Annotated in this window: 7 protein-coding genes and 1 rRNA gene; 3 read left to right on the top strand and 5 right to left on the bottom strand. The window is 72.1% G+C overall.

Annotation, left to right across the window (positions count from 1 at the left end; all coding sequences use genetic code 11):
* Positions 1-16: 16 nt before the first annotated feature.
* Together ACIA47_RS11465 and ACIA47_RS11460 are read right to left on the bottom strand one after the other, a co-directional pair.
* Positions 17-1,762, bottom strand: a complete 1,746-nt coding sequence (locus tag ACIA47_RS11465; protein ID WP_396707384.1) for a hypothetical protein — start codon at positions 1,760-1,762, stop codon at positions 17-19.
* The gene (locus ACIA47_RS11460; protein ID WP_396708206.1) at positions 1,763-3,640 is read right to left on the bottom strand and encodes a hypothetical protein; all 1,878 of its coding nucleotides are present in this window, start codon (positions 3,638-3,640) and stop codon (positions 1,763-1,765) included.
* Between the two features lie 167 nt (positions 3,641-3,807).
* On the opposite strand from ACIA47_RS11460, the gene ACIA47_RS11455 reads away from it, so the two are divergent.
* Positions 3,808-8,268 carry an alpha-(1->3)-arabinofuranosyltransferase gene (locus ACIA47_RS11455; protein WP_396707382.1) on the top strand — a complete coding sequence of 1,487 codons (4,461 nt, stop codon included), beginning with the start codon at positions 3,808-3,810 and terminating at the stop codon, positions 8,266-8,268.
* Complete coding sequence (locus tag ACIA47_RS11450; protein ID WP_396707380.1) at positions 8,265-9,506, top strand: polysaccharide biosynthesis protein; 1,242 nt, start codon at positions 8,265-8,267, stop codon at positions 9,504-9,506. The genes ACIA47_RS11455 and ACIA47_RS11450 overlap by 4 nt, the downstream gene beginning before the upstream one ends.
* Here the strand turns inward: ACIA47_RS11450 and nudC are convergent.
* Positions 9,503-10,420: an NAD(+) diphosphatase gene (gene nudC / locus ACIA47_RS11445; protein WP_396707378.1), complete on the bottom strand. Its 918-nt coding sequence runs from the start codon at positions 10,418-10,420 to the stop codon at positions 9,503-9,505. The genes ACIA47_RS11450 and nudC overlap by 4 nt on opposite strands.
* A 181-nt stretch (positions 10,421-10,601) precedes the next feature.
* On the opposite strand from nudC, the gene ACIA47_RS11440 reads away from it, so the two are divergent.
* Positions 10,602-12,422, top strand: a complete 1,821-nt coding sequence (locus ACIA47_RS11440) for a VanW family protein (RefSeq protein WP_396707376.1) — start codon at positions 10,602-10,604, stop codon at positions 12,420-12,422.
* Positions 12,423-12,489: 67 nt separating this feature from the next.
* Here ACIA47_RS11440 and ACIA47_RS11435 read toward each other — a convergent pair whose 3' ends face one another.
* Both ACIA47_RS11435 and rrf read right to left on the bottom strand, forming a co-directional pair.
* Complete coding sequence (locus ACIA47_RS11435; protein ID WP_396707374.1) at positions 12,490-12,756, bottom strand: hypothetical protein; 267 nt, start codon at positions 12,754-12,756, stop codon at positions 12,490-12,492.
* Between the two features lie 503 nt (positions 12,757-13,259).
* Positions 13,260-13,376: ribosomal RNA gene (rrf, locus tag ACIA47_RS11430) — 5S ribosomal RNA — on the bottom strand.
* Between the last annotated feature and the right edge of the window lie 130 nt (positions 13,377-13,506).

Genomic DNA, 13,506 nt, shown 5'->3' with positions numbered 1-13,506 from the left:
GACGTGCGAGCGGACGTTACCACGCGGTAGCTCGCCGGTGTAGTGCCGAAACGGCGGCAGCGATGACCACCAGAAGGGCAACGCTGAGGGCCGCCACCACCGCCAGTCGGGCCGGCCCGGACCCGCCCGATTCCCGCACGGTCGCCGGGTTGCGGTACAGCGTCAGGAACGGTCCGTCGTGGACGCGCTCCAGGCCGCCGAGCACCTGAGAATCCACCTCGCCGGAGACCTCGTGCTGCACCAGGACCCAGCGCACCCCAGTGGTCCAGACCGGCCGCCCCTCGGCCAGCGCCTGGCGCATCTCGCGCACGCGCGGGTTCTCGCCGGCCACGGCGACGTCGCCGACCCGGAGCGTGTCGTCGGTCAGGACCGTCCCCGGCAGGTAGCGGGGCGCCGGGTCCAGGACGACCCGACCAGGGTTCCACGGGTACGCCCGATAGGCGCTCAGCGGCAACGCGAGGATCTCCCCCGGTTCCTCCTCGATCTGCTCGGTCACCCGCTGCCACTCCGCCGGATAGCTCACCGGACGAAGCCGACCGGCACCGCCGAACGCGAGGTCCGGCAGGACCGCCACCGGCAGGAACAGCAGCCCGACCAGGACCACCCCGGCCACCTCCCGGTCGACCCGGGCCACCAGCCGTTCGGCCCCCAACGCCGCGCACACCACCAGCAGCAGGGCGTACGGCGCCAGGAACTTCTGCCCATCTCGCAGCAACCCCGCGCCCGGCAGGTGCACCACCGCCCAGCGCAGCGCGGCATCCCCGCCGGGGAGCAGCCCGAAGGCGGCGAGCAGACAACCGGTCCCGACGAGCACCGCCAGGCGCGGCGCCCCACCCGCGGGTAGCCGGCGCCGCAGCAGGCCCGCACCGACACCGGCCAGGATCAGCAGCACGAGAGTCGCCACCGGCACCAGGGGCGCCGCGCGACTGGCGGGGGTGGCCTGTGCGCTCCAGATGCCACCGGTGCCGGCCAGCGCCACCAGCGGGCCGGCCCAGTTCTCCGAACGCGCCGCGAACGCCGCCACCCCCGCCGGGTCCGAGGAACCCCCGGCACCGGTGACCAGGGCCGCGACCACCCAGGGGGCGTTGAGCACTCCGACCGCGGCCAACGCCTGCCGGGAGCGGTGCGGATGCATCCGCTGCGACACCAGCAGCGACCGGGGCGCGCGCATCCGGTCGGACGTCAGCACCAGCACCGTGCCCAGCGCGATCAGGCCGCCGGTCGGCGTGATGGCGGCGGGAGCGGCGGCGAGCACCACCCGGGCGAGCGCGCCGTCGCGCCCGGCCCGCAGGTCCAGCGCCGCCCGCACCAGCCAGGGCAGCGCGGCGTACGCGAGCAGCACCCCCCACTGCCCGATCAGCAACCGCTCGGCGAGGTACGGCGACCACGCGTACGCCAACGCGGCGAACAGCCGGACCGCGCGCCGTTCGGTCGGCACCAACCGGCCGGCGCCGACCGCGGCGAGGAAGACCGCCCCGGCGAGCGCCAGCCGCTGCACCAACCAGCCCGGCACGAGCTGGGTGATCAGCGAGACCAACGCGTCCATCGGCACCGCCCGGGGCAGACTCTGCGCCGGGGCGACGAGATCCCAGGTCAACGGCTGCCGGGGTACGAACACCATGTCGTACAGCAACGCGTAGCCGGGCGCCGCCAGCGGGGCCAGCACCACCACCGTGACCGCCGCCGCGACGGCGTACAGCGACAGCGTGTCCCGCGCCCGCCGAACCGGTGCGGCCTCGACGCCGTCGGTCGGCTCAACCATTCACGACGCCGGCACCGCCCGGCCGACGGTGATCAGCTCGGTGCACACCCCGACCCCTGGCGTCTGGACGGTGACCTCGACGGCGTCCCCCGCACCCTCCAGCAGGAAGAACAGGTCGTTCAGCCCGCGCCGCAGGGTGATCTCGCGCGTGGCGTCCCCGAGCCGGAACAGCGCCGTCGAGTCACCCGAGCTGAGATAGCCGAAGTGCACCACGTACGGCCACTCCACCAGGTACCCGTCCAGCGGGATCCGAGTGGGTCGGCCGCCCTGGGCCAGGTGCCCGCAACCGTCCACCGGACCGGGCACGATCTTCCGACCCTGGACCACTACCGGACGGATCCGGCCGAGGTCATCGAACGTCGACGGTCGCGCGGCCTCCGTCACGAAGGTGGGTCGACGCTCGGCCGGGCGGAAGAAGTGCGACTGGAGATTGTCCGGCCAGAAGTAGCCGGCGATCACCCGGTCCGGGACGGCGGTGTCGAAGAAGACGGTGCCCGGCGGCGCGGCGGCGAGCTCGGCCTGCGTCGTCGCGAGATAGTCCCGCCCGTACTTCGTACTCCAGTTGTCCCCGAAACGGGCCGTGCTCCACAGGGTGCCCACGCCGATGGTCGCCAGGACGACGATCACCGAGACCAGGCCGACAGCGAACGCGCCCGGCTCCCGCAGGACCGTCGGCACCGGCCACGCCGACACCTCGTCCTCGTCGGTGTCCTTGATCCCCAGCAGGGCCGCACCGACACAGATCGCGGCGACCAGCACCACGTCGGCCACGTACCGGGGGACGACGCCGACCAGTGGGCCGAGCGGCCCGCCCAGCCGGGTGATGGCGAAGAGCGCGGCGACCAGGCCGAGGTAGGAGGTGAGCAGCAGCCAGGCCCGGCCGGCCGACGGACGCCGCCGGACGGTGACCACGACGAGCGTCGCCAGCACCGCCCACGACAACCACTTGGCGATGTCGTACGGGTCGACGAGCGGGGGACCGTCACCGGCGTAGCTCCACCGCCACGGACCTCCGAGCAGACCCGGCACCACGGTCTCGCCGACCAGGTCACCGAGGAAGTTGAGGACCGGACCGACCGAGGTCGGGTCCCGCAGTTCACCGGATGGCCGCGTCAGGTAGAACGCCAGGTATCCCCCCGACAGCGCGCTGAGCATCAGCCAGGCCGGCCAGTGCTGGCGGACCGCCGTCGTGACACTGCGCAACACGCCACCGGACGTGAACAGAAAGACGGTCAGCAGGAACAACAGCGGCACGATCAGCAGGGACTTGGTGTCGAAGAGCAGGCCGAACACCAGCCAGAGCGCGACCGCCACGAGGTGCCGCAGGCGACCGGTCCGCACGTACCGGACCTGGGCTGCCACCGCCATGACCAGGGCCAACTGCATCGGCAGCACGAGCAGCCCGACCAACCACAGCGAGGAGACCTCAAGCGTCAGCGGGCTGAACACGAACAGGCACAACGGGATGAGCAGGCCCCAACCGGGCCGGAGCAGATCGCGCAACAGCCGGTAGAGGGCGATCCCGGTCGCCGCCTGACCAACCGCCAGCAGCAACACCCACGGCCAGGTGGCGAAGCCCGCCGCCCGCACCATGGCCCACGCCACCAACAGGCCGCCGGGCATGAGGTGGTTGTTGAACGTACGCAGGAGATAGTCCGCGTCCAGCCCGGTGTCGAGCACCTGGGCGGCGATGACGAACTCGTCCTGCGAGAACCAGCCACGGGTGGCGAGACCGGCGCGCCAGGCGACGGACACCGCGATGAGGGCGATCGCCACGGCGCGGACGGGGTCGGCGCGGAGCCATCGGCCGATCGGCCCGGGCCCGTCGCCGTCGGACGCGACGCGTTCCGGATGCGTCTCGGCCTCAGCTTCTGGCATTGACATGGTCGGCAGCCTGCCACACGCTTACACGCCGTGGGGACGGCCGTTCTCCCGATAACGCCACCGCAGCGCCCCTGGTCGCCCGTCCGTGCCCGGTCCGGATAACGTCGCGCGACAGTCGTCGGCTGCAGGTGCGCGTCCGGCCGGTGAAGACAGGAGCCGAAATGCGTGCAGAGGTGGCCAGTGGCGCCGCTCCGGGGTCCAGCCGGAGCCGGCACACGGCCCGACGGTTCCGGCACCTGGTCATCTGCATCGCTCTCACCGCCCTCGCCTTTCAGCAGGCCCCGGGCCAGGTCGTCCCCGACACCAAGGTCGACCTGAACGTCAACCCGACCGGGTGGCTGCTCCGCTCGCTGCACCTGTGGGACCCCACCGGCACGTTCGGCCAACTACAGAACCAGGCGTACGGCTATCTCTGGCCGATGGGCCCGTTCTTCCTGCTCGGGTCGGAGTCCGGTCTCGCGCCGTGGGTGGTGCAGCGGCTGTGGTGGGCACTGCTCTTCTGTGTCGCCTACCTGGGGGCCGTGCGCCTGGCGGGCCGACTCAACATCGGAACGCCCGCCGGGCGCATGATCGCCGGCGTCGCCTTCGCGCTGTCACCGCGCATCCTCACCCAGCTCGGCTGGTCCTCGGTGGAAGCCTGGCCCAGCGCCGTCGCCCCCTGGGTGCTCATTCCACTGGTCGGTCTCGCCGCCGGCACGCGCCTGCGACGCGCCGTCGCCGCGTCAGCCCTCGCCGTCGCCTGCGCCGGTGGGGTCAACGCCACTGCCGTGCTCGCGGTGGTGCCACTGGCCCTGCTCTGGCTCGCCACCATTCAGCCCGTACGCCGCCGGGTCACCGCCATCGCCGCCTGGTGTGGCGCGGTGGCCCTGGCCACCGCGTGGTGGTTGGTTCCGCTGCTGGTCCTCGGGCGGTACAGCCCGCCCTTCCTGGACTACATCGAGACCGCCCGAAACACCACGAGCGTCACCGACGGGGTTACCACCCTACGCGGTGCCTCCTACTGGGTCGCCTACCTGGCCTCCCCGTTCGGAGCGACCATCCCGTCCGGTGCGCGACTCGCCAACGAGGCGGTGCTGGTCGCCGCCACCCTGGCGGTCGCCGCACTCGGTGTGCTCGGGCTGTCCCGACGGGGGATGCCGCACCGCCGGTTCCTCATCACCGGCCTGGTGCTCGGCGTCGCGCTGGTCGGTCTCGGGCACGTCGGTGACCTGCCGAACATCCTCGCCGGGCCGCAGCGGGAGTTCCTCGACGGCGTCGGCGCACCCCTGCGCAACGTGCACAAGTTCGACGTCCTGCTCCGCCTACCCCTGTGCCTGGGCATGGCGCACCTGATCGGGCTGGTCGTCCGGGCGGCGCGCACCGCGCCCGCGCGGCATCGTCCGCGAACCGTCGCACGCGCCTGGCTGACCGCTGGCGCCGCGATCGTCGCCGTCACGGCGGTCGCCACGCCCGCACTCGCGGCCGGTCTCGCCACCCCGGGCAGCGTCAAGGAGGTGCCCGGCTACTGGCACGACGCCACCGACTGGCTCGACGCGAACACGGGGCGCGGACGGGTGCTCGTCGTACCCGGGGCGCGTTTCCCGTCATACGACTGGGGCAACACCACCGACGAGATCACTCAGCCGCTGCTCAACAGCCGGTGGGCGGTACGCAACGCCATCCCCTTCACCCCACCGACCACGATCCGCCTGCTGGACGCGATCGAGTCGACGCTCGCCACCGGCGCCGGGTCGACCGGCCTGGCGGACCTGCTGGCCCGATCCGGAATCAGCCACGTCCTGTTCCGCGCCGACCTCGACCACGGCCGCTCCGACACGGCCCGCCCCGCGGTGGTCCGGCAGGCGCTGGAGCGCTCGCCCGGGTTGACCCGCGTCACGTCCTTCGGCCCCCTGCGCGGCGGGCCCTCGTCCCCCGACGAGTTCCGCGACCACGGGCTCGACGTGCCCGTCCGGGCGCTGGAGGTCTACCGGGTCGACCGGCCCGTCGAGCCGGTGGTCGCCTACGACAGAGCCGCTGTGACCACGGTGGTCGGTGGCCCCGAATCACTGCTCGACCTCGCCGCGGCAGGGCAACTCGGCTCGGCGCCCACCGTCCTGGCCGGCGACGCGTCGACCGCCGACGTCGCCGGACCGGTGGCGATCACCGATGGGCTGCGCAGGCGGGACGTGTCGTTCGGCGGACTGCGTGACAACACCTCGCAGACGTTGACCGCCGACGACACCTTCGAGGTCACCGCGCCCGCCCACGACTACCTGCCCGAGTGGGGTGCGGAGCACTCCACCGTCGCCCGTTTCGAGGGCATCAACGCGATCCGCACCTCCACCGCCCGTTCGCAGGTGGACTCCCCCGGCGGTGCCCGCCCCGAGCACCAGCCGTACGCGGCGATGGACGGCAACCCGGCGACCTCCTGGCAGTCCGCGCCGTACTCGCCCAGCGACCAGCAGTGGATCGAGGTGGGCCTCGCCAATCCGACGACGGTCACCCGGGTCGAGGTGTGGTTCGACCTGAAGGCCGATGCCCTGCCCACGACGGTGACCGTCAGCGCCGGGTACGAGAGCAGCACCATCGAGCAGTTCAGCGACCACATGGTGTTCGAACTGCCCGGCGTCCACGCCACCCGCGAGGTCCGGGTCTCGGTCGACAGCGCGTACGACCTGCGCCCGTTCGGAAACGGCTCGGTCGGCATCGCCGAGATCAAGATTCCCGGCATCCAGACCAGCCGCACGCTGGTCCTGCCCACCGCACCGGACACCGACCGGCCGGCGACCGTCGTCGTGTCCGCGGCACCCACCACGCCGGCCTGCTTCTCCGTCGACGGGCACCCGCGCTGCTCCACCGACGCCATCCGTGGTTCCGAGGACGGGTCCACCATCGACCGGACCCTGACCCTGCCGACCGCCGGCGCGTACGACGCCAAGTTGTGGGCGCGGCCGACGGCCGGCCCCGACCTGGACAACGCCCTCGACAAGCTGGTGACCGACGCGCAGCCGCTGCGCCTCGCGGCGCAGATCAGCGCCTCCTCGACGGCCGTGCCCGACCCGACCGGCCGGGCCGGCGCGGCGCTCGACGGGAACCCGGCCACCAGCTGGTCACCGGCGATCGACGACGAGGCACCGATCCTGCGACTCAAGTGGCTCAAGCCGCAGACCATCACCGGGCTCCGCTTCTCGGTCGACGACAAGACCGCTGCCACCCGCCTCGGCAGTGTCCGGGTCGTTGGCGACGACGGCTTCCGCAGCAGCCTGCTCGGCGACGACGGGCTGCTCCGCCTGGACCCGCCGATGCGGACCGACGAGATCACCATCCAGTTCCTCGACAAGCCGTCCGCCACCAGCACCGACCCGTACAAGTTGCGGTTGCCGGAGCGGTTGCCCATCGCCGTCGGCGAGGTGACAGTGCTACCCGGAGCACCCACCGTCGGACCGCGCCTCGACACACCCCTGTCGCTGGCCTGCGGATCGGGGCCGACGCTCCAGATCGGCGCGGCGCGGGTGACCACCACGCTGCGCGGCACGCTCCGCGACCTGCTGGAGATGCGCGAGATGCCGGTGACGCCGTGCGGCCGGAACACGCCCCGGCAGCTTGACCTGGGCCGCGGGGAGCACCGCGTCATCGCCGCCCCGAGTCAGCTCGCCTCGCCCACCAGGGTTGCCCTGGTACCAAGGACGGCCACCCCGGCCTCGGCGACCGCCAGCGCCACCGAGATCGAGTCCTGGGCAGCCACCGAGCGACGGGTACGGGTGGCCAGTCACCCCGTCGACCGGGTGCTCGCCGTGCGGGAGAACACCAACACCGGCTGGCAGGCCACCCTTGGCGGGCGGACGCTGAAGCCACTGGTGGTGGACGGGTGGCAGCAGGGCTGGATCCTTCCCGCCGGCGCCGCCGGAGAGGTGCTGTTGCGTTTCGCCCCGGACACGCCGTACCGGGCGGGGCTTCTCCTCGGCGGCATCCTGCTCGCGGTGGTGGTCCTGCTCGCGGTGGTGCCCGCCCGACAGCCCACCGGGCGAACCTCGGCGACCGCCCCACCACGCGGCCGACGCCGGGTCACCCGCTCGCTGCCGCTGCTGGCCGTCGGGGCTGCCGCGCTGGTGCTGTGGAGCGGCCTCATCGGCGGCCTGCTGGTCGCGGCGGGATTCATGCTGGCGGTACCCGGCCCACGCCGCCTGCCCTGGCCGGCCGACCCACGTCGGGCCAGGACGATCAGCCGGGCCGCCGAGACCTGGCTCCCGGGCGCGCTCGTCCTGCTCGCCGGTTGGTTGTACCTCGACTCGACGCGACGGAACACCGACGCGCTCGTGCAACTCACGATCGTCGTTGCCCTGGGCGCCCTCTGGCTCTCCACCGCCGCCCGACGACGCCCGGTACGCCGGCCCACGCCCACCGCCGGGACCTCAGCCGTTGCGGCGGCTGCGCTGGTCGCGCAGGGACCGACGCCGTACCCGGCCAAGCCGGACGGTACCGAGCCGGTTGCGGCTGAGCGCGTTGCGGCCGAGCCCGTTGCGGCCGAGCAGGACGCCAGCGAGCCGGACCCGGCCGAGCACGACGCGGCCGAGCCGGCGAGGCCCGGCCAGTCGGCCGGGCCAGCCGACGGGCAACTTCCGACCTTCTCCGAGATCACATGAGTCTCCGACGACCCGTCCGTCGGGAGACGACGGCCCAGACGGAGCTGACACGCGGATGGAGTACGGGCCTCGGCGCTGCTGGGGTCAGCGTCACACTGGCAGGGGTCCTGGTCAACGGCCTGGCGTACCTGGTGCCGGTCCTGGCCGCCCGGCGGCTCGACCCGGCCGACCTCAGCGCGCTCGCCGCCGCCCTCGGTCTGGTGGCCATCGTCGGTGTACCAGGGCTCGGCCTGCAACTGGCCGTCGCCGTACACCGCGCCCGTCACGGCGCCTCCGACACTCGGCGGCTCACCGCGGTCACCGCCGCAGTGTGCGCGGGAACCCTCGTCGCGGCGACACCACTGCTGGTCACCGCCCTGGATCTCCCGGTCGAGATGCCCGCGCTGCTGGCGGTCACCACCGCGGCGATCGTGCTCTCCTCCCGGTCCCTCGGAGAGTTGCAGGGTGGCCAGCGCTTCGTACGACTCGCCGTCGGGATGGCCCTGCTCGCCGCCGGCCGCTACGGCGGCGTGATCGCCGGGTTGCTGCTCGGCGCGGGACCGACCGGCGCGCTGGCGGTCGGCGCGTTGACCGCTGCCCTCACCCCTGTGGTGCTGGCCCGACTCGCCCGTGAGCCTCGACGGTCGTCCACCGCGCCACGGCTGACCGTCGCTCAGGTCGTTGCCGGCTGCGGTGCGACCCTGGCGATGCTCGTCGTCTCCTACGCCGACCTGCTGCTGGCCCGGCAGTTGCTGTCCCCGTCGGATTCCGGGGCGTACTCGGTCGGCACCGTCCTGAGCAAGGGCGCGCTCTGGGCACCGCAGGTCGCCGCCGTCCTCGCTCTACCGCGGCTGGCCCGGGGTGACCGGCGCAGCCGAACGGTTGCGCTCGCGGTGACAGGCGGGTGTGGCGTGGCACTGGTCCTCGCCTCGACGCTCGCCGGAGGGCTCGCATTCCGCCTCGCCGGTGGGCCCGACTACGACCACCTGGGCCGGTATGCGCCCCTCTTCGCGGCGGTCGGTGCGCTCTACGCGGTGACGTTCGTGCTGCTCAACGACCGTCTCGCGGCCGGCGCGCGCTGGGCGGCGGCACCGCTGTGGGTGGGCGTGGCCGGCCTGGTGGCCGTCACCGCGACCCTCCGGCCCCACACCGTCCCCGACCTTCTCCTCCTGGCCCTGGGCACGGCCATCGTCACCACCGCGCTGATGGCGGTGACGGCCCGTCGGCCCGCTCCGGTTCCGGCGGCCCAGCCCGACTAGCCCTCCGCGAGCCAGTCCGTCAGCAGTCGGTGGTCGATCGAGTCCACCCGACCGAGCGAACGACCCGAGGCCACCCGGTCCCGCAGCTCCGCCCGGGTGAACCAGCGCGCCTCCAGCAACTCCTCGCCGTCCACGCGTACCTCGTCGGTGGTGGCGGTGGCCCGGAAGCCCACCATCAGGCCGGCGGGGAACGGCCACGCCTGTGACCCCTGGTAGGTCACGTCGGTGACGGTCACGCCCGCCTCCTCGCCCATCTCCCGACGGACCGCGTCCTCCAGGCTCTCGCCGATCTCGACGAAGCCGGCCAGCGTCGAGTACGCGTCCTCGGCCGCGCCCGCATGCCGGGCCAGCAGACAGCACCCCGACCGACCGGGTGCCTCGACCAACACGATGATGGCCGGCTCGATCCGGGGAAACAGCAGACGTCCGCACTCCGTGCCGGTGCAGGTCCGCAGGTGCCCGCCGCCGTCGGCGACGGCCGGCGCGCCGCACGTCCCGCAGAATCGCTGCTGCCGGTGCCAGTGCAACAAACCCCTGGCGTACGCCTGGACGGCCGCGTCGCCGGGTTCGAGCCGCCCGACCAGTGCCCGCACGTCGACGGACCGCACCGCACCGGCCATCTCGACGGCGGACCGCTCGGGGAGTGCGGAGAGGTCCGCGGCGAACACGGCGGCCTCCCCGTCGAGCCCCAGGAAGACGGTCTCGCCGGCGGCGGACCGGACCAGCGCCGCGCGCTCCGCGCTGAGCCGAACCGGCCCGTGCCCGTCGACGAGACAACGGTCCCGCCACATCGGCAGCAGCACGGTGGTCGACTCGGTGAGCAGCGCGCCCAACCGTGCCGGATCGGTGCGCAACGGTCCCGCCCGGTCCAGCGATCCGCCCCCGTACGCCAACACCCGCTCCGCAGTGCCCACCCGGTCACCGTGCCACGTCGGTGGTCGGCCGTCGGCACCGCCCCCGGACCGGTGCGACACGCCGAACGACACGCGGGAGCAGCGCCTGGTGGGCGCAGCCGACGAGGACGGCCGAGCATTCGTTACCGTAGGTGCCTCCGGGAGGGAGGACCTCCCGCGGCACCTGGCGATCGAGGTTGCAGTGACGCTGTACGGCGAAAACAGTCCACCCGCCGACGACCGGCCCACCGTGCAGGTCACCGCGGTCACCTGGCCGGACGACGGAGCTGAACCGGTCACCACAGCCGCTCCCGGCGAGCCGGACGGCGGCCAGCGCCGGCCGCGTCGGGTACGCATACTGCTCGCCGCCGGCATCACCGGTGGCGTCCTCGCCGCCGTGGCGGGTGCCGGCGCCTGGGCGTACGCCGGTGACGTTCCCCGTGGCACCAGCGTGCTCGGCACCGAACTGGGCGGCCGGAGCCGCGCGGACGCCGACCGGGAGTTGCGGGCGGAGCTGGACCGGCGGGCGGCAACGCTCGCCGCGCCGCTGAAGGTCACCGTCGACGGGCGCACCGCCGAGATCAACCCCGCCGACGTGGGGCTGACCGTCGACGTGCCGGCGACAGTCGCGGCAGCCGCCGAGGCCGACGCCCACCCGGTCAGCCGGTTGGTCGGCTCCCGCACCGTCGAGCCGGTGGTGACCGTCGACGTGGGTCGGTTGGACGACGCGCTCCGTAAGCTGCTCGGCAACCAGGCCCAGGGCATGACGATGCCGGCGATCACCTATCAGGGCACCACGCCGAAAGTCGTACAGCCCAAGCCCGGGCTGGCTCTGAACCCGGAGCGTTCCGCCGAGGTGGTCCGCACCGGCTGGTTGGCCGGCGCCCCGGTCACCGTGCCCCTGGTGGAGACCCACCCGGCGACCACTCCGGAGGAGTTGGACCGGATGGTCAGCGAGCTGGCGAAGCCGGCGGTCGCCGCACCGGTCACCCTGCGCACCAACAAGGGTCAGGTGACGATCCCGCCCGCCGCGATCGCGAAGAGCCTCCGGTTCGGCGCCGACAAGACTGGCAAGCTCACCCCCTCGGTGGACGTCAAGCGGCTGCGGGCCACGCTCGGCGACAAGCTGGCCGCCATCGAGGTGCCGCCGAAGGACGCCACGATGACGATCTCCGGTGGCCGGCCCACCACCAAGGAGGGGCGATCCGGGCAGCAGCTGGACACGGCAGCCCTCAGTCGAGACCTGCTGGCCGTGCTGCCGAAGGCGGACGGCCGCGAGGTGACCGGCGAGTTGAAGCCGACGCCGCCGGAGCTGACCGGGGAAAAGCTCGCCGGCCTGGGCATCAAGGAACGGGTGTCGACCTTCACCACCCGCTTCACCGGGGGCATGGCCTCGTCGCGCAGCCAGAACATCGCGACCATCGCGAGGAAGGTGGACGGCACTGTCGTGCTACCTGGGAAGACATTCTCGCTCAACGGGCACACCGGTGAGCGCGGCTACGCCCAGGGCTACCGGGACGCACCTGTCATCCTCGACGGCAAGCTGGTGCCGGGCGTCGGCGGCGGCACCTCGCAGTTCACCACCACGCTGTTCAACGCGACCTACTACGCCGGCCTGGAGGACGTCGAGCACAAGCCGCACTCGTACTGGTTCAACAGGTACCCGGCGGTCATCGAGTCGACCATCTTCTGGCCGAATCTGGACTTCAAGTTCCGCAACAACACCGAGTACGGCGTGCTGATCGACACCTCGTACACGTCCAGCACGATCACCGTGTCGATCTGGAGCACGAAGATCTACGACAGCGTGAAAACCGAGTACGGGCCGCGGCGCAACATCACAACGCCGAAGCAGATCCACTTGGCTCCCGGTCCCTCGTGCATCGAGACCAACGGCATCAACGGCTTCACCCAGGACGCCTTCCGGATCATCAAGAAAGGCGGCGTGGTGGTCAAGCGGGAGAAGTTCACCTGGCGCTACGACGCGGAGCCCCGCTACGTCTGCGGGCCGAAGACGTCCTGAGGCCGCAGCCGCGCCGGGTCGACCGTGCTCTGAAGCGGCCCTGCACCGGGTCAGCTCAGCTCTGGGGTCAGCTCAGCTCCGGGGTCAGCTCAGCGGCGTTGCCGCCGTACCCATTGCGCTTGCCGCCCTGCGGTGGCATCGGCACCGTGCGAGTCTCCTGCACCCGAATCTCGGCCCGGAACCGGTGCGCCGCGGGATGCCACATCTCCTCAAACGGACCCATGACCTCGCCACCGATGCCACGACGACGGACCCGGGCCGCGAGCCACCAGAAGATGCCCAGGACCGCCGCCACGCAGCCCGCGAACACCACAAATATCAGGGCCTCATCCACAGGCCGAGCCTAGCCCGCAGCGCCAGGCCCAGGCCTGAACCGCCGCGATCTTGCACTTTCGGTCGCCGAAACGCGAGCTTCTGGGCCAGTTTGTCGCCGCAGAAACTGCAAGATCGCGGGGTGAGCGGGGGCCCGGGGGCAGTGCGCGGGGGCAGACCCCAGACCCCCAGACTGCTGACCTGCTGACCTGCTGACCGCAAGCTCGCTGACCGCCGCTTGGGCCGGCTGCAAGATCGCGCAACATCCTGGTTGTAGTGGTGTCCGCACGCCCTGAGGCCACTACATCCTGGTTCGATCGTGACCTTGGCGGCTTCGGGGCAGCTCGGCCCCCTGTTCCCGGTCTCACCGGGTCATCGTTCCCGGCCTCACCGGGTCATCGGGGTGGCCCGCGGTATCAGGAAACCCGAGCCGATCAACCAGGGCAGGGAAACGTAGGAAGGGAATGCAGGAAAGGGAAACGCAGAAAAGGCCACCCCATTAGGGGTGGCCTTTTCTGGAAGATTGTCCGGCGGCGTCCTACTCTCCCACACCCTCACGAGTGCAGTACCATCGGCGCTGGAGGGCTTAGCTTCCGGGTTCGGAATGTAACCGGGCGTTTCCCCTCCGCCATGACCGCCGTAACTCTATGAACATATCAAACAACCCCGGCACACCTTCACGGGTGTTCGCTTGTTCAGAGTTGCACAGTGGACGCGTAGCAGCTTAGTAGTCAAGTCCTCGGCCTATTAGTACCGGTCAACTGAACCCGTT

This window comes from Micromonospora sp. NPDC051227 (assembly GCF_044455385.1).
Classification (GTDB): domain Bacteria; phylum Actinomycetota; class Actinomycetes; order Mycobacteriales; family Micromonosporaceae; genus Micromonospora.
This window is presented reverse-complemented; position numbering and strand designations above follow the sequence as displayed.